This is a genomic window from Rhizobium sp. 01T444 (assembly GCF_056398305.1).
In genome coordinates, this window is the sequence record NZ_JBFTPD010000025.1 from 1 (window position 1) to 15,918 (window position 15,918).

Consider the following 15,918-nt stretch of genomic DNA (forward strand, 5'->3'; position numbering starts at 1 on the left):
AGCGCGCCATGGCAGAAAGGCGCCGAGCGCGCCATGGCAGAAAGGCGCCGTTGAGAACACCAACAAACGTATCCGACGCTTCATGCCTGGTGACACGGATCTTGCCAATGTCACCCAGCAACAGCTGACCGAGTTGGCGCATCATCTAAACTCACAGCCTCGCAAATGCCTCGGATACCGGACCCCCGCCGAAGCCTTTGCTGCCTATTTGCGCGAGGGTGGCTGATGCCCTACCCTCCAAGGCGGCCATGATGCACTTGGGTTAGCTTCTCCACCGCAAAGTTAGAATGTCCTGTTTCTGCAAAGTTGGAATGTCATTCTCCCCGGGTCCAAGCGACGTCTGGGAGATTGCGGATGGGATTGATAGCGATGAGCGAGCGCGATCTGCAGCGGATCGTTGCGGATTGGACTGATTGCGAGCAGCCCTGCTCAGAATCTTGTTCGATGGAGTAGCCCCGCGTTGAGTCCTCGATTGCAGGCGGCCGAGCGAGTTTAGGATACGAGGATCCTGTCAGAGGTGAGTCCCAGGCTGATTTGGACACGCGCCGCGGAAAGCCTCCTCCTGCGGCCGAGCCTTCGTCTCGGCCGACCCCTTCCGCGCGGTGGACCCGCAACGCCCCTAGAGTGAGAGCGCGGACCGGATTTGGCGTGACGGGTTGAGGGCTGGAGAAGAGGTCTCCGGCGCCCGTCATGGAGTTTGGTCCCATGACCCAGATTGAAATTCCTGACGCAGGTCGTGATACGAGCGGCGGCTACAAGGTTGATGTGCGCCGCGGCGAACGAGTGAGTCGCGTCTCGTCCGAGTGGTTCTCGCGCCCGGCTGACGAGCGTTACCTGTCCCTCACCGAGCTGGCGCGCTCCGTTCGCGATCGTGCCGACCACAGCCAGACGCGCGTCGTCGAGAGCGCTCGTATCCACGTAGAGGCAAACCGTGCCGATCCGGAGCGCCTGGCGCTCCTGCTTCCCGATGCCGATCGCCCTGTTGTGCCGACCCATTGGAGTTTCGGCCAGCTTGCCGGCCTCGTTGGCGCTCCGGCCGCCTACCTGCGCCAGCTTCCCGCCCCGCTCGCCGCCATCAACCTGCAATATGGCCTGACCGCCACCCGGGCTGAACATATCAAGACCCTCGAAACTGACGACGGGCGGCTGGAACTGCGCGCCGTCACCGGTCCCGATTATGGCCGGATCTTCGATCATGAGCTCGTCGATGCGGTGCAGCGCATCGCCGGCAACGGTACGGGTGACACAAGATGGAAGGTTCCCGGCATGCTCGACTGGTCGACCGGCATTTATAACCCGCGCGTCGATATCACCAAGGATACGACGACACTCTATGCGTCCGACCGCGACGTCTTCCTGTTCCTCGTCGATGATCTCAACCCGATCGAAGCCGGGCGCCTCCCCGATGGCTCTCCGGATCTATATTTTCGGGGCTTCTATTGCTGGAATTCCGAGGTCGGCGCCAAGACGCTCGGCATGGCGAGCTTCTATCTGCGTGCCGTCTGCCAGAATCGAAATCTCTGGGGCGTCGAAGATTTCGAGGAAATCGCCATCCGCCACTCGAAATATGCCACCTCCCGCTTTGCCCATGAGGCGGCGCCGGCCCTGCTCAATTTCGCGAACTCCTCTCCCCTGCCCTTCATCAATGGCATCAGGGCGGCGCGCGAACGGATCGTGGCGCACAATGATGAGGATCGCACAGAGTTTCTGCGCCGCCGTGGTTTCTCCAAGGCCGAGACCGGTCGGATCATCGACACGGTGCTGGCCGAGGAAGGCCGCCCTCCCGAAAGCGTCTTCGACTTCGTCCAGGGCATCACCGCGATCGCGCGAGACAAGCAGCATCAGGACGCACGTCTCGACATGGAGGCGAAGGCGAAGAAACTTTTAAATAGTGCCGGCTGATACCCCGATTGCCGGAGGATTGGCGGGCGCTCCGGCTTTCGATGTCCACGCCTCGCATTTTAACGGAACCGGCGGCGCTGCCCTCGAGAGTGAGAGGGCGGCGCTGCGCCTCGTGACGGGTTGGAGGTCGAAAGAGAGACTTTCGGCCGCCCGTCGCGGAGCAAAACCCGATGGCTATTGCAGTTGAGAAGAAGCCCCTGTCGTCCTTTCGCGACTTTCCCATCAACACGCCGGTTCCGAGCCTGCCAAGCGTTCGACGCGTGGGCGCGTTCGAGACGCGTGCCTCCAGGCGGGGCGTCGTGTGATGACCCGTCAGGACGCTTCCGATCTCGCCCGTCGCCTTGGCCGGCAGGCAGAGGCAGTGTGCCGCCATTATCTCTCCAGCGGCCGCCGCGTGGGGCGCTACTGGCTTGTGGGAGACGTGCACAACACGCCCGGCCGGTCTCTCTACGTCAGGCTTAAGGACTCGCCCAACGGTGCGGCGGGCAAATGGACCGACGCCGCCACCGGCGAACACGGCGATCTTCTCGACGTGATCCGTGAGAGCTGCGGTCTCGCCGCCTTCAAGGAGGTCGTCGAGGAGGCACGGACCTTCCTCGCCATGCCGCAGTCCCGACCTGCCCCGCCGATCACGCATCAGGTCCCGACACTGCATGGTTCGCCCAGCGCCGCGAGGCGCCTATTTGCCATGTCGCAGCCAATCGCTGGCACACTCGTGCAATCCTATCTGCACGAACGCGGCATCACGGACCTGCACGGAACCGGAAACCTCCGCTTCCATCCGCGATGCTACTATCGGCCCGACGAGCATGTCGCGCCGGAGGCCTGGCCCGCCATGATCGCGGCCATCACCGACCTGGATGGCAAGATCACCGGGGCACATCGGACCTGGCTCGACCCGACAGGCCGAGGAAAGGCTCCGATCGATCGGCCGCGGCGGGCGATGGGTCACCTTCTCGGCAACGCCGTCCGCTTCGGCGCGAGCGGCGACGTCATGGCTACTGGCGAAGGCATCGAGACCGTCCTCTCGATGCGACAGGTCCTGCCTGACATGCCGATGCTGGCAGCGCTCTCGGCAACCCACCTTGCTGCGGTCGTGTTGCCGGATACGCTGCGGCGGCTCTACATTTTGCGCGACGATGATGCGGCCGGCGACGGCGCATGCGACCGTCTGGTCGACCGGACGAACGCAGTCGGGATCGAGGCGATCGTCCTCTCGCCGCAGCTCGGCGACTTCAACGAGGATCTCCGCACTCTTGGTCTAGAGGCGCTGCGGGGGCAGACCCGAATAAAGATCGATCCGCGGGATGCCGCACGCTTCATGGAGCCGGCGGCGTAACCGGCGAGCGGAAACGTGCTGCAGTGCCGCTGCGCTCGTCGGGATGCTTCGGTCGGAGTTAGCTCGCCCCGGCCTTCGAGAGAGCGATCGGCCCACAAGCCGGCCAGCCTGGCAATGGCGCCGCCCGACTATTTTCCGGCGGCCACATCCCGACGCGGAAAGCCGCTTCGGGATGTGGCCTTTCCATCGCGAGACAAAATAGTCGGGCGCCGCCATCCTGCGCTATCGCTCCGGCCCTTCGCTGACGCTGCGGGTGCAGGTACATCCGGCCCGTGGGCTTCGTCGCCATGAAGGCCGCGACGGTCGCGGCCCAACCGACGGAGCATCCGATGAACGAGCTCGATTTCCACCCGCATGACGAATCCTCTCCCACCGGCCATGTCCTGGAGGAGCTGCAGCTCTACGGCTATCGACCCTTGGCGGACGAACCCGACCAGCGGCTCTTACCGGACGGCAACGCGATCGCGGGCGCCATTGCCGACATCTTCGACGCCTTGGTGGCAACCTTGGCGGATACGCGCCTCGAACCCGATCTCGACGATCTCCTCTGGTCGACTGTCAATGTCTTCCATCGAGCGGCCGGGCGTATCGCACGCGAACTCGACGATAACGAGCAAGCCCAGAAACGTTCCCAGCGGGAACAGGACGGCAGTGAGGTGAAGTCGGTCGAACTCGAACGCCTGATCGCCGAGGGCATGACGATGATCGAGCGCCGAAACGCCTTCGAACTGATGCGCGACCAGGCCGGCGAAAATTACGAGCGCCACGCGGGCAAGCCCTGGCTCCCGCGCGGCGGATCAAAGGTCAATCATCGCAATCTCACGGCAGCGATGATCGATAGCCGCGACTTCCTGATGGCGAGGAAGCGCGCCGAGCACGAAATTCTTCTGCCTCCCGGTCCGAAGATCATCATCACAGGTGGAGTCGACTTCAACGATCACCGGCTGATCTGGGCCAAGCTCGACCAGGTCCACGCTAAGCATCCCAACATGGTGCTGGTCCACGGCAAGGCACCGAAGGGCGCCGAGAAGATCGCCTCGGTCTGGGCGACACACCGCGACGTGGCGCAAATCGGCTTCGCGCCCGACTGGACGAAGCATGGCCGCGCAGCGCCCTTCAAGCGCAACGATCTGATGCTGGAGATCGTGCCGAAGGGCGTGATGCACTTCCCCGGCACAGGCATCAACGATAATCTTGCAGACAAGGGCCGGAGGCTCGGCATTCCGGTCTGGACGTTCGGAGGCGCATGAGCGCCGCCGCCTGGGCAGAGCGAGCGACGACGATGTGGACACTGGTTTCATCCGGCTCGTATCGGCCTAGGCCGGCAAGACGGCTTGGTTCTCGTCCCTTGCGCCACCCTTCTGCGGCGACCCTTGATCCGGCAGATCAGTAGACGCCATCGGCCGAAGGGTTCGCGGCCTGATCATCAGGGCCGCCAACAGCGCCGTCGTGGATTACAGACACGATTGCTGCTGCCAGAATGGACGTTAAGGTGAAGACGGCCCGGGATGAGATCCATCATCTTCATGAATCGGTGCAGCCGGATCGATTCAAACTTGTCGTTGGACGCGCCGGGTGAAGCTGGCCATCCTGCGCGCATGACAACCCATGCCTATCAGCTCTATTGCCAGCGTATCGACGAGACCCGCAACATGGCACGCTATTATGCCTTGTCGATCCAGCCGACGCTGTTCGGGGAGATTGCGGTCATGCGCAGTTGGGGTCGCATCGGCAAGGCCGGCGGAGAAAAGAGCGAGATCTTTTCCAGTGAACATCAGGCGATTTCGCATTTCCTGGCGCTCGCTCGAAGGAAGCGCAAGAGGGGATATGTTCCGGTTGGGATGGATCCACGGGATGTGAATTGAGCATCATGCGCAGAACTGGTCGTCACCGGCAAAGCCCGGCTGCCGAGCCTGATCAGTCGCGGGTGCCGTCTGAGGTCGAGGCAGGTTCGTTCGTCGGGCTGCTGCCGCAAGATCCTGATCCTGGCTGAGATCCAGATCGCCCCAGATCGACGGCTTGCGCGCGAGGGGCTTCGATTTCCCGGCCTGACCTCGTCTCAACGATGAACGGCTTTGTCTGGAGCATATGTCCTCCGCGGGCAAATCTCTCGGCAACGATATTCATTGCACCGGCCTTAGCAACTGGTGGAGCGCGAGAATGTTCCCTTCGCGCGGCCTCGCCGTCGGTCGGGCGCGCTGTGGTTTCCTGGATGTTTCCGGTGATGAATGTGCGGTCGCGCCAATCCCCCTCCTTCTCCTGTGATCCGGCAGCGCATCTGCGGGCTCGATGGGGCCTGTCTGACCGGACAGCGGCTGCGCCTCGATCGTGCTGCCGCAACGGCAGTCGCAATTTTCCCACCCCTGCCGGCTCCGCCGTCATTCCCCGCCAACTAACAAAATTGCGACTTGCCGTCCTTCATTGCATTTCGGCCCTATGGGTGCGGCCCGATCGTCCCCGGTCTTTGCGACAGCCATCGAGGCCGCGATGGTCGTGGCCCGAAACAGCGAAAGGAACAGGACAATGGCAACTATCGGCACTTTCACTTCCACCGAAACAGGCTTCTCCGGCTCGATCCGCACCCTCGCCCTCAACGTCAAGGCGCGCATCGCCCGTATCGATAACCCCACCGACAAGGGCCCGCATTTCCGCATTTTCGCGGGCGCCGTCGAGCTCGGCGCCGCCTGGCAGAAGACATCCGAACAGGGCCGCGACTACCTCTCGGTCAAGCTCGACGATCCGAGCTTCCCGGCCCCAATCTACGCGACACTCTCGGAGGTCGAAGGTGACGACGGATACCAGCTCATCTGGTCGCGCCGCGTTAGCCAGGACTGACAGGCACAGCCCCGCCGAAAGGCGGGGCTCTTCCTGCTAGATGTCGACGCCGGAGCCGGTATCGAATCCGGCTCCGGCATCCATGTATGCGGAGGTTGCGTCCTCCGGGACGCGGCTTGGCGAATTCGTTGCCCGTCGCAAATCGTTGACAGAGGTTAACCGGTTCCGTTGATCGCCTCGAAAGACGCACAGGAGCATCGAGCTCGCTTGCGTCTTAACGGCGCGATACGGGGAGCGGGTTGTCTGCTCAGATCCTCCCACTGTGGCGCGGCGAACAGGCAGCCTCAAGGATGCGCGGTCCCGCCAATTTTGCGCGGCCGGACCTTGTCCGTCCGCACAAAATCGGTTCCTCCGCGCCCCGCCTTGCGGTCGCTTCGCGATCCTTGACCCCGCCCACTCGCCACACCGCCGTTCGTCATCTTTCACCCTTTCAAGGAGACGGGACGATGACGTTTTCAATAGAAGAACAGATCGAGGAACTGCGGCTCGAGCTGTCGAATTCGGTCGATCCGGCCGAACGCCGTCAGATCATTGCCGAGTTGGATCTGGCACGGGCCGAACTCAACGTAGCCGTTGCGGAACAGTTAGACACGATCGATACCGAACCGCCCTTCTGAGGCCGGTGGGGCGAGCCCCGATCGCCTTACAAAATATCTCTGTCTGGCGCTCGCGGTCCTAATCTCTGTCTCAAGCCCGACTGCGATCTATTCAATCGGTCGCACCATGTCAGTGTGGAACCGGTTCTCGTTCACGCATGCGCGCATATCCTGCCTGCGAAACCACATGGCTCGTCCGCATCTCAGGGGCGCGTTGCCGGCGGTAAAGACAATCTGTTCGTCGGTTCGCATTTGCAGCACTTCATGGGGTTGGATCAATGGCCGGGACGCGAGCTGTTTTGATCGTGTTCGCGATGATCCCCGAGGCTGGAAACTGCGGCTCTCCTGATTGATCTCGACCGTCGTCGTGCCACATCGGCGTGAGATATAGTCGGCCGTCTCCGGATCGTTGATCGCGGCAAAGGAAATCCAGCTGGCGCTCTCGAACCATTTGCTGGCGGCGTCTCGACCGCCATAGGTTTCGCGCATCTGGCCGATCGACTGATAGATCATCGTCAGTGTGATGCCATACTTGCGGCCAGCGTCTCTGGCGGTTTCGAGAATGCGCATATAGCCGAGCCGCGCGACCTCATCGAGGAGGAAGAGCACGTGCCCATTCATTGCGCCGTCCCGGTTGTAGATCGCGTTCAGGAACGAGCCGATGATAAGGCGGGCAAGCCCGGCATGGTTCTCGAGGGTCTTCAGATCGATGTTGATGAACACATCGGTTTTGCCGGAGGCAATGTCCTCGGTCGAAAAGCTCGACCCGGACACGAGCGCGGCGTAGTTTGGATAGGAGAGCCAATGGGTTTCCTTGATCGCATTGGCGTAGACGCCTGAGAAGGTTTCCGGTGTCATGTTGACGAAAGCGGCGACATTTTCCCTGACGAAAGCCGATCCGGAATTGTCGTAGATTTCCTGCAGGCGCTGGCGCAGTTTCGGCTCCGGCTCTGACAAGTTTGCCCGCGCCTGGCGGAGCGTCTGATGGTCTTCGTCCGTATGTCCTGACAGGCAGATGTCGGCGATGATTGCGGTCAGAAGCTGTTGCCCGGAGGTTCGGAAGAAGTCGTCGCGCAGGCCGGCTGCGCGGCCGCTATCGCTCATGATCCAGGACGCGACGGCAGCAATATCTTCCTCCTTGCTGCCGCCGAATTTGCCGATCCAATCAAGCGCATTGAATCCGCACTGCCGATGATGCGGATCGAGAATGCGAATTCTGCGGCCGGCCGCTTCGCGATGGTCCGATACCATCGGGGCGACTTCGTTCGAAGGATCGAGAAGGATGAGGGTGCCGCCCCATTTGAGTGCCGTCGGAATTGTCACCGAGGTCGTCTTGAAACCGCCTGATCCTGCAAAAACAATCCCGTGAGTCGAGCCGAACGAGCAATCGAAACAAAGCAGTGGTGACCTGCCGCCGATTCCCCAGCTTTCCTTGTCGGTGCTACGAAACGACCGGCCGGCGTCAGGATCGCGATCGACACGGTAGCGCTCGCCAATGACAATTCCGCCCGTGTCGGGAAAGAGTTTGTGCGCTTCGGGCAAGGCCATCCAACCAGCATCGCCATGAATGGCACGCCGGCCCCGAACGCGCTTTGGCCGAACGTCGCAGAAGGCCGCGTTGCCCAGGAGCGCAACGCGCAGAGCGAAGCCGGCCGATATCAATAGAACCGCAGCGCCAGCCACAGTGCCTGTATCGATAGCGGTCATGACCGATCTACTGCCGAAGCCGCTCGTCGCAGACGGCTCGAGGCGTGATGCTTCTCTCAGGATGGCGATGGCGAGGCTCACAAGGCTTCCCGTTGCGACGCCCCACCCCGCATGTCTGATGCTTGCAGATCCGACGCAGGCAAACAGGAAGACAATGCCGGTCGCGGCCGCCACAACGCACGGCAGTGCGATGCTGGCCTGAATAAGAAAGAGCATCGTCGCCTGTGTCCTGGCGAGTCCGGCAAATGTCTCGTCGATCCCGTTCGTCGTGATCGTTCCCAAGAGCATCAGGCCGATGACGAGAGCGGGCAGCAGCATCCTATGCCCGATCATCACCGAAGAACTCCGCGCCGAGCTGCGCCAATCGCATCCGCTCTTGTTCGTCTCGTTTCAGTCGCTGAGAGAGCTCGATCAGAGCTCCCAGAAGCACGGCACGTTTTTCGAACCTGAGGCCCGCCTTGACGATCAGCCCGCCGAGCTCGATTTTCTCGCGTGTATCCTTTTTGCGGGCGTCGGATTTGGTCGCGCGTGCCATGCGCTCAATTCTCAGCAGACCCGCCCGTAGTCGCGCCAGGCGCGATGGGCGCTGCCTGAACCGGGCTCGCTTCGGATCGCCTGCCCTGCTCGCTACCGGCCGATGTCTCGCCTTTGCGAAATCGTCTCGTCAGCTCTTCGAAGGCAGCCTGAAGTTGGGCCTCTTCGACCTCGATCTCGCCAAGTCCTGCTTTCAGTGCAATGCGTCCGATGCGTTCGGCTTCACGGGTTTCAGCAAGCCTCAGCTGTTCCTGCAGCTTGGAAATCTCCTCGCGGATCCTGGAGGATGGCTTCTTCATTCCGCTTCGCCCTTTCATGCCGTTTCGAACGTGATCGGCATGACAGTCCCTTAGATCGGCGCGCCGATCTACTAACAGAAATGCGAGTTGGCGCAGCCGACACCTTTGCGCATGATCCCGGCCGATCCGAAGGAGCGGTCCTGAAGGGCGCAATTATACGTCGCTGGCGCGACGTGCTTGCTGAAGGTCCGGACTGTTTCCGTCTCCAACGGACGTTGTCGTTTCGTTGACCTCCAGGAGCCCTGCCCGTGGCCGTTCCGCATTTTTCTGTCAGCATCGTCGCCCGCGGCTCCGGCCGCAGCGCCGTGCTGTCGGCCGCGTACCGTCACTGCGCACGCATGGAGTTCGATCGGGAAGCCCGGACCATCGACTACACGCGCAAGCAGGGGCTCGTGCATGAGGAATTTGCAATCCCCACGGACACTCCGCCGTGGCTGCGGTCAATGATCGCCGATCTTTCGGTCGCCGGCGCTTCCGAGAAGTTCTGGAATGCCGTGGAAGCCTTCGAGAGACGCGCCGATGCGCAACTTGCCAAGGATCTCACTATCGCCTTGCCGATCGAGCTGACAGGGGAGCGGAATATTGCCCTTGTTCGAGATTTCGTTGCGACCCAGATCACAGCCAGAGGGATGGTTGCCGACTGGGTCTATCACGACGCTCCGGGCAATCCGCATGTCCATCTGATGACGACGCTGCGGCCGCTGACGCATGACGGTTTCGGGGGCAAGAAGATTGCGCTGCTTGGTGCGGACGGCAATCCGATCCGCAACGATCACGGCAAGATCGTCTACGAGCTCTGGGCTGGTGGCATCGACGATTTCAACGGGCTGCGCGACAGCTGGTTTGCCTGCCAGAACCGGCATCTGTCGCTTGCCGGTCTCGACGTCAGGGTCGATGGGCGCTCCTTCGAAAAGCAGGGCGTCGAGTTGACGCCGACAATCCATCTCGGTGTCGGAGCAAAGGCGATCGAACGGAAAGCGGCTGGTCGCCGCCCTGACGTCTTGCTGGAGCGGCTCGAGCTTCAAGAGGCGCGGCGTGCAGAGAATGCTCGCCGTATCCAGCTCACTCCCGATATCGTGCTTGACCTGGTCACGCGGGAGAAAAGCGTTTTCGACGAGCGCGATGTGGCCAAGGTGCTGCATCGCTACATCGACGATCCTGGCCTGTTTCAGAGCGTGATGGCACGGATCGTCCAGAGCCCGCGTGCTTTGAAACTCGAGGAGGCGCGGACCGATTTTGCCACCGGCCTGCGCTCGCCGGCGAAGTACACGACCCGCGAGATGATCCGCCTGGAAGCCGAGATGGCGAACCGGGCGATCTGGCTGTCGCAGCGCTCTTCACATGGTGTCAGACACAGAGTTCTGGAGGCGACGTTTTTGCGCCATCCGCGTCTTTCGGACGAGCAGAAGGTGGCGATCGAACATATTGCCGGCGGCGAGCGGATCGCAACCGTGATCGGCCGTGCCGGTGCCGGCAAGACGACGATGATGAAGGCGGCCCGCGAGGCCTGGGAGGCGCAAGGTTACCGTGTCATCGGCGCAGCACTTGCCGGCAAGGCGGCGGAAGGACTGGAGAAGGAAGCGGGCATCGTCTCTCGCACCCTGTCGTCCTGGGAACAGCGCTGGAGCCGGGGCCGAGACCGGCTCGACGACAAGACGGTCTTCGTGCTCGACGAGGCCGGCATGGTGTCGTCGCGGCAGATGGCATTCTTCGTCGAAGCTGCCACGCGGGCCGGCGCCAAACTCGTGCTTGTCGGCGATCCCGAACAACTGCAGCCGATCGAAGCGGGCGCCGCCTTCCGGGCRATCACCGATCGCATCGGCTATGCCGAACTCGACACGATCTACAGACAGCGCGAGCAGTGGATGCGYGACGCCTCGCTCGATCTTGCCCGCGGCAATGTCGGTCGGGCCATCGACGCCTATAGSGCCAACGACAAGATCATCGGCTCGCAGCTGAAGGCGCAGGCCRTCGCCAGTCTGATCGCGGACTGGGATCGYGAYTACGATCCGGCCAAGACCTCGCTGATCCTGGCGCATCTGCGCCGCGACGTGCGCGCCTTGAACGAGATGGCACGCGAACGGCTTGTCGAGCGCGGTATCGTGGAACAGGGCTTCGTCTTTGCGACAACCGAGGGCAAACGCCAATTTGCAGYCGGCGACCAGATCGTCTTCCTGAAGAAYGAGGCTTYGCTYGGCGTCAAGAACGGCATGTTGGGCAAGGTGGTCGAGGCAGCACCCGGCCGCATCCGCGTCCAGATCGGTGCSGGCGATGACAACCGGCAGGTGGTCGTGGAGCASCGCTTCTACGGGCATGTCGATCACGGTTATGCCACGACGATCCACAAGAGCCAGGGCGCCACCGTCGAYCAGGTCAAGGTTCTGGCCTCGCTGTCGCTCGACCGGCACCTGACCTATGTGGCGATGACACGCCATCGCGAGGATCTYRSCSTCTACTACGGACGCCGGTCCTTCGAAAAGACGGGTGGTCTCACACCAATCCTGTCGCGCAGGAATTCCAAGGAAACGACGCTCGACTACGAGGGCGGCTCATTCTATCGGCAGGCACTTCATTTTGCCGAAAGCCGCGGTCTGCACCTCGTTCGGGTCGCACGGACGCTGGTTGCGCATCGGCTGGAATGGATGGTGCGCCAACGAGACAGATTGATCGATCTCGGTCATCGTTTTGCAGCCGTGGGTGCAGAACGAGGGCTCGGCAGAGGCATCCATCCGCTCGATACCGGCGATGGAAAAAAGGCAAGACCGATGGTGAGTGCCATCACCACATTCGCTCGTTCGATCGATCAGGCCGTCTACGACAGGCTTGCCGCCGATCCCGGTCTTAAGAGGCAATGGCAGGAAGTCAGTAGACGCTTGCATACCGTCTATGCTGATCCGGAAGCGGCGTTCAGGAAGATCGACTTCGACGCGATGCTCGTGGACCGGTCGGCAGCAAAAGTGACGCTTGTCAGGATGGCTGAAGAAGCGGAAACGTTCGGAGCCCTGAAGGGCAAGGCCGGCCTGTTTTCGGGTCATAGCGACAGGGTGAACCGCGACCGGGCGCTCCGGAATGTCTCTGCTTTGAGCGACAGCCTTGGAGAATATCTGCACCAACACCAGATGCTAGAAAAACGTGCGCATGGCGAAGTGTCGATCAGCCGAAAGATCGCGGGCGTCGAGATTCCCGCCCTGTCGTCTCATGCAATGCAGATGCTGGAACGAATCCGGGACGCGTTCGACAGGAACGAACCTGCCTCCGTCATCCAGTATGTGCTTTCCGACCGGATGGCGACGGACGAGCTCGAGGGCTTCGCGAAAGCGGTCGAAGAGCGGTTCGGTGTACGTACCTTCCTTGGACAAGCGGCAAAGGATCCCGATGGGGAGGCATTCCGGACACTGACGGCCGAAATGAATCCGGCGCAGAAGGCAGAGATGCAATCTGCCTGGAGCGCGATGCGAACCGTGCAGCAGCTTGAGGCGCATGAGCGCACGGCTTTCGCGCTCAAGCAGGCCGACGTTGCGCGCCAAACAAGAACCAATGTGCAGTCACTCCGATGACGCGGTCTCCGTCTCGAACCTGCCTCCTGTCAAGCGCGACTTGCAGGCGCCGCCTCGCCATTGTCTCGATGCTCATCGGATTGCCCGGCATCATTGCCATTGTCGGTCTTTTCGGATTCCGTATCAATCTGACCCCGAGCGAGCCGATCGGTCTCTGGCGGATTGCCGAACTCGATCGGCCGGCGGCGGTGGGCGATCTTGTCTTCCTCTGTCCACCGCAGACGCCTGCCATGCGGCAAGCCCGAAAACGCGGATACCTGCGCGCGGGGCGGTGCCCAGGCGGTTTTGCGCCACTCATCAAGTCAGTCGTTGCCGTTGCCGGTCAACATGTCGAGGTCCGAGGCAGCAGCATCGGCATCGATGGTACCTTGCTCGACAGCTCCAGACCTCTGAAATTCGACGGTCGCGGGCGCTCTTTGACACCCTATCGCGGAGGGACGGTGCCGGCTGGTGCCGTTTTCGTCCATTCCTCCTTCGGGGCATCCTTCGATTCCCGCTATTTCGGACCGGTGCCGGCATCTGGCATCCTCGGTCTGGCGATACAGGTGGTGACCTATGCACCGTGACCGCCTGCGCCTTCCGGTGCTGTTTTGCAGTTCTGCTGCGGCTGGCTGGATTGGCTGGAGCGGCGAGCCGTCCCTGCTTCCAGCCGCGATGGCTTTCCCCGGCATCTGGTCGCTCGCGCGGACGCGATGGCAGGCTTCGGCTGTTTCATCGGCCTATTTTCTGGCAGCGTCCAGCGGGCTGCCGCAAGGGGTAGCGACCTTCTACGCCGCGGACCTGTGGCCTGGCCTTCTCTTGTGGCTCATGGCCTCGACGAGTTTCGTGACGGTGCATACGATTGTCTGGACGGGAAGCCGCGGTTGGAAAAGAGCCTGCTGCTACCTCGTCGCCTGCCTCGTCATGGCGATCCCGCCCTTTGGGATAACGGGCTGGGCCAGTCCCCTGACGGCTGCAGGTGCTCTGTTTGCAGGCTGGTGCTGGCTGGGATTGATCGCGACGGCAGCCGGCCTCGCGGCCATGACGACACGCCTTCGACCGGCTGCTGCCGTCACCATTGTTGGATTCTGGCTTTGGTCCGCCGCGACCTGGACCGATATTGAGATACCGAACGACTGGCGGGGCGTCGAGCTCGAAATGGGGTCAGCTCTGGGTCGCGATGCCGGTTTGGCACAGCAGCGTGATCTTCTTGCAATGGTCGCAAGGGCGCAGGCGAACCAAGTCGATGTCGTTATCCTGCCGGAAGGTGCGCTCGGCTTCTGGACGCCGACCGTGGAGCGCCTGTGGCGGCGTGCGCTTGCTGGCAGCGATGTCACCATCCTTGCCGGGGCGTCTGTGGCAGATGCCTCAGGCTACGACAATGTCCTCGTGCAAATCGGGCGCGCAGAGAGCCGCATCCTCTACCGACAGCGCATGCCGGTGCCGATCGCGATGTGGCAGCCCTGGAGGACCTGGGTGGGCCAGAACAGTGGCGCGCATGCGCATGCCTTCCAGCCGGCCGATCAGATGGTGGGCGCAACGCGCGTGGCGGTCCTGATTTGCTATGAGCAACTGCTGGTCTGGCCAGTCCTCCAGTCGATGTCCGGTGCGCCCGACATTGTGGTGGCTATCGGCAACGGTTGGTGGACATCAGGCACATCGATCGTGGATGTGCAACGCGCTGCAGTCCTTGCCTGGGCGAGGCTATTTGCCAAGCCAGTCGTCTTTTCGTTCAACACCTGATCCGAGGAGCAAGCCATGCTGGACCCTGCCTTGATTGCCAAATGCGCGGACCCGTCTTTGAAACCTGCCATCGTCGAGACTTTCATCGCGTCTGCCGGATCGCTGGATCCGCTGGCGATAACGGTTGTTTCGCAAGGACGTTTGCTTCTGCTGCCGAAACCGGTCGATGCGACCGAAGCGATCTCCATCATACGCCGCTACGCAGGCCACGCAGTCGTCAGGGTCGGGTTGACGCAGATGCCGGCGGGAATTGGCGCAAAAACGAATGACGATCTCGATCCAGCTCTCTTTGATGATTGCAGGAATTTGCAGCTTGGGTCTGCCCTGTTTGCCAAGGTGATGCGCATTGTCGCCAAATGGTACGGTGATCCGCACGATGAGGACGCCGCTCGGGTCATCTTCGAGGATGCGGTGCTTGCCTGGAAGACGGGTTTTTTTGAGGGAGCGAAGGTCTTTGCCGCCGAGGAGCCCGATGGTGGTAGGCCAGACGCAAACGCCAAGCCTGGAGAGAATGCAAATCAAGAGCCGACCGTGGCCCTGCCTGCAGACAAGGTCGATATCGGTGGAGCGGCGATGCGGATCGACCTCTCCCGACTCGGCGCCGGGAATTAGCGCGTCTGCTGGACGTCCTGCCACCGGCGATCGGTCGATCGCATCAGATCAATCCGAACTCCTTTGCCAAGGCGGTCGCCTGCGGCAAGGTCGTCGCGCCGAGTGCCGCTTTCGCATTTCTCAGAAAGAAGACGACGTTTGCGTAGGAGGTGTTTTCGATGACAGCAATCGCCTGCATAGATTTTCCTTCGGCCGACCATCGCAAGCAGGAAATCTCCTCCGACTTCAGATTGACTTCGCGACGGGCCGTTGGTCGCATCGCGATCGTGCTCAGGCGCACGTGCAGTTGGGCTATCGCGGCGGCGGCCAGCACCGGATTGAATGCCCGAAGCGCTCGGGCATCGATTTGGCTGGACGCGAGAGTAAAGAGAGCAAGCCTCCCGTAGCCGGTACTGACGGGGATCGAAATTCCCGATCGGATGCCGAAATCCGCAGCTTCCGCCATGAATTGCCGCCGCTCCCTTGATGTTGCGGCGACAGTGAGGATCGACCATGGGAAGGCGGCCATTTTGACCTTGGCCTCGCGCACGACCGGATCGACGCGAGCATATGCCTTCTCGAAATAACGCTTCTGCCACTCGAATGGATAGTTCGAAATCGCCTTGGTGTTGTCTGCGTGGAGTTCGAGATACGAATAGGCAATGAACCCAGCCTCGACCGTGAGCTTTGCGAGAATGTCCGTGGCAGTCTGCTCGTCTTGCGCGAGAGCCAGTCCTTCCGTCAGTCTATCGAGCCAGATGTCCACCATGGCTTATCCTCGTCGGCGTTTCGTACCGACACGCCGCGATTTCAACATAAGGTCGCTTCTGTTGGAT

15 protein-coding genes are annotated in these 15,918 nt (G+C 61.8%); 11 read left to right on the forward strand and 4 right to left on the reverse strand.

Annotated elements, in window-relative coordinates:
* The 7 genes from AC1DTN_RS26880 to AC1DTN_RS26910 all read left to right on the forward strand — a co-directional run.
* A partial coding sequence (locus AC1DTN_RS26880) for a transposase (protein ID WP_477923316.1) occupies positions 1 to 226 on the forward strand: 226 nt, incomplete at its 5' end.
* A 479-nt stretch (positions 227 to 705) separates the two neighbouring features.
* Complete coding sequence (locus AC1DTN_RS26885; protein WP_477923318.1) at positions 706 to 1,902, forward strand: DUF932 domain-containing protein; 1,197 nt, start codon at positions 706 to 708, stop codon at positions 1,900 to 1,902.
* 304 nt (positions 1,903 to 2,206) lie between these two features.
* Positions 2,207 to 3,241 carry a DUF7146 domain-containing protein gene (locus tag AC1DTN_RS26890; protein WP_477923319.1) on the forward strand — a complete coding sequence of 345 codons (1,035 nt, stop codon included), beginning with the start codon at positions 2,207 to 2,209 and terminating at the stop codon, positions 3,239 to 3,241.
* Between the two features lie 329 nt (positions 3,242 to 3,570).
* Entirely contained in the window at positions 3,571 to 4,491 is a 921-nt protein-coding gene (locus AC1DTN_RS26895; protein WP_477923321.1) for a DUF2493 domain-containing protein, read from the forward strand.
* Positions 4,492 to 4,839: 348 nt separating this feature from the next.
* Positions 4,840 to 5,106, forward strand: a complete 267-nt coding sequence (locus tag AC1DTN_RS26900; protein WP_113186152.1) for a WGR domain-containing protein — start codon at positions 4,840 to 4,842, stop codon at positions 5,104 to 5,106.
* Positions 5,107 to 5,764: 658 nt separating this feature from the next.
* The gene (locus AC1DTN_RS26905; protein ID WP_025668403.1) at positions 5,765 to 6,076 is read left to right on the forward strand and encodes a DUF736 domain-containing protein; all 312 of its coding nucleotides are present in this window, start codon (positions 5,765 to 5,767) and stop codon (positions 6,074 to 6,076) included.
* A 446-nt stretch (positions 6,077 to 6,522) separates the two neighbouring features.
* Positions 6,523 to 6,693 (forward strand): hypothetical protein, encoded by a 171-nt coding sequence (locus tag AC1DTN_RS26910; RefSeq protein ID WP_477923323.1) that lies wholly within the window; start codon positions 6,523 to 6,525, stop codon positions 6,691 to 6,693.
* An 87-nt stretch (positions 6,694 to 6,780) separates the two neighbouring features.
* On the opposite strand, the gene traG is transcribed toward AC1DTN_RS26910, so the two are convergent.
* Genes traG through traC form a run of 3 tightly spaced genes read right to left on the reverse strand, consistent with a single transcriptional unit; the run spans position 6,781 to position 9,212 of the window.
* Complete coding sequence (gene traG, locus AC1DTN_RS26915; protein ID WP_113325627.1) at positions 6,781 to 8,712, reverse strand: Ti-type conjugative transfer system protein TraG; 1,932 nt, start codon at positions 8,710 to 8,712, stop codon at positions 6,781 to 6,783.
* Positions 8,699 to 8,914 (reverse strand): type IV conjugative transfer system coupling protein TraD, encoded by a 216-nt coding sequence (gene traD, locus AC1DTN_RS26920; RefSeq protein WP_025668405.1) that lies wholly within the window; start codon positions 8,912 to 8,914, stop codon positions 8,699 to 8,701. Before traD ends, traG begins: the two co-directional genes overlap by 14 nt.
* A gap of 4 nt (positions 8,915 to 8,918) precedes the next feature.
* Positions 8,919 to 9,212 carry a conjugal transfer protein TraC gene (gene traC / locus AC1DTN_RS26925; RefSeq protein ID WP_113325628.1) on the reverse strand — a complete coding sequence of 98 codons (294 nt, stop codon included), beginning with the start codon at positions 9,210 to 9,212 and terminating at the stop codon, positions 8,919 to 8,921.
* Positions 9,213 to 9,460: 248 nt separating this feature from the next.
* Between traC and traA the strand changes: the two genes are divergently transcribed.
* From traA to AC1DTN_RS26945, 4 genes are read left to right on the forward strand one after another with little or no spacing between them, the layout of a single operon-like run.
* Positions 9,461 to 12,769, forward strand: coding sequence for a Ti-type conjugative transfer relaxase TraA (gene traA, locus AC1DTN_RS26930; protein ID WP_477923325.1), 3,309 nt, complete (start codon positions 9,461 to 9,463; stop codon positions 12,767 to 12,769).
* A complete protein-coding gene (gene traF / locus AC1DTN_RS26935; RefSeq protein ID WP_113325540.1) occupies positions 12,766 to 13,335 on the forward strand; it encodes a conjugative transfer signal peptidase TraF in 570 nt (189 codons plus the stop codon). Before traA ends, traF begins: the two co-directional genes overlap by 4 nt.
* Entirely contained in the window at positions 13,325 to 14,491 is a 1,167-nt protein-coding gene (locus tag AC1DTN_RS26940) for a conjugal transfer protein TraB (RefSeq protein WP_477923327.1), read from the forward strand. The genes traF and AC1DTN_RS26940 overlap by 11 nt, the downstream gene beginning before the upstream one ends.
* Before the next feature lie 15 nt (positions 14,492 to 14,506).
* Positions 14,507 to 15,103, forward strand: coding sequence for a lysozyme family protein (locus AC1DTN_RS26945; RefSeq protein ID WP_477923328.1), 597 nt, complete (start codon positions 14,507 to 14,509; stop codon positions 15,101 to 15,103).
* 43 nt (positions 15,104 to 15,146) lie between these two features.
* On the opposite strand, the gene AC1DTN_RS26950 is transcribed toward AC1DTN_RS26945, so the two are convergent.
* Positions 15,147 to 15,851 carry an autoinducer binding domain-containing protein gene (locus AC1DTN_RS26950; protein ID WP_113325537.1) on the reverse strand — a complete coding sequence of 235 codons (705 nt, stop codon included), beginning with the start codon at positions 15,849 to 15,851 and terminating at the stop codon, positions 15,147 to 15,149.
* Between the last annotated feature and the right edge of the window lie 67 nt (positions 15,852 to 15,918).

Bases quoted from the DNA above. Each gene is read 5' to 3' on its own strand.
- AC1DTN_RS26885 (WP_477923318.1), top strand. From the start codon at position 706: ATGACCCAGATTGAAATTCCTGACGCAGGTCGTGATACGAGCGGCGGC.
- AC1DTN_RS26890 (WP_477923319.1), top strand. From the start codon at position 2,207: ATGACCCGTCAGGACGCTTCCGATCTCGCCCGTCGCCTTGGCCGGCAG.
- AC1DTN_RS26895 (WP_477923321.1), top strand. From the start codon at position 3,571: ATGAACGAGCTCGATTTCCACCCGCATGACGAATCCTCTCCCACCGGC.
- AC1DTN_RS26900 (WP_113186152.1), top strand. From the start codon at position 4,840: ATGACAACCCATGCCTATCAGCTCTATTGCCAGCGTATCGACGAGACC.
- AC1DTN_RS26905 (WP_025668403.1), top strand. From the start codon at position 5,765: ATGGCAACTATCGGCACTTTCACTTCCACCGAAACAGGCTTCTCCGGC.
- AC1DTN_RS26910 (WP_477923323.1), top strand. From the start codon at position 6,523: ATGACGTTTTCAATAGAAGAACAGATCGAGGAACTGCGGCTCGAGCTG.
- traG (WP_113325627.1), bottom strand. From the start codon at position 8,712: ATGATCGGGCATAGGATGCTGCTGCCCGCTCTCGTCATCGGCCTGATG.
- traD (WP_025668405.1), bottom strand. From the start codon at position 8,914: ATGGCACGCGCGACCAAATCCGACGCCCGCAAAAAGGATACACGCGAG.
- traC (WP_113325628.1), bottom strand. From the start codon at position 9,212: ATGAAGAAGCCATCCTCCAGGATCCGCGAGGAGATTTCCAAGCTGCAG.
- traF (WP_113325540.1), top strand. From the start codon at position 12,766: ATGACGCGGTCTCCGTCTCGAACCTGCCTCCTGTCAAGCGCGACTTGC.
- AC1DTN_RS26940 (WP_477923327.1), top strand. From the start codon at position 13,325: ATGCACCGTGACCGCCTGCGCCTTCCGGTGCTGTTTTGCAGTTCTGCT.
- AC1DTN_RS26945 (WP_477923328.1), top strand. From the start codon at position 14,507: ATGCTGGACCCTGCCTTGATTGCCAAATGCGCGGACCCGTCTTTGAAA.
- AC1DTN_RS26950 (WP_113325537.1), bottom strand. From the start codon at position 15,851: ATGGTGGACATCTGGCTCGATAGACTGACGGAAGGACTGGCTCTCGCG.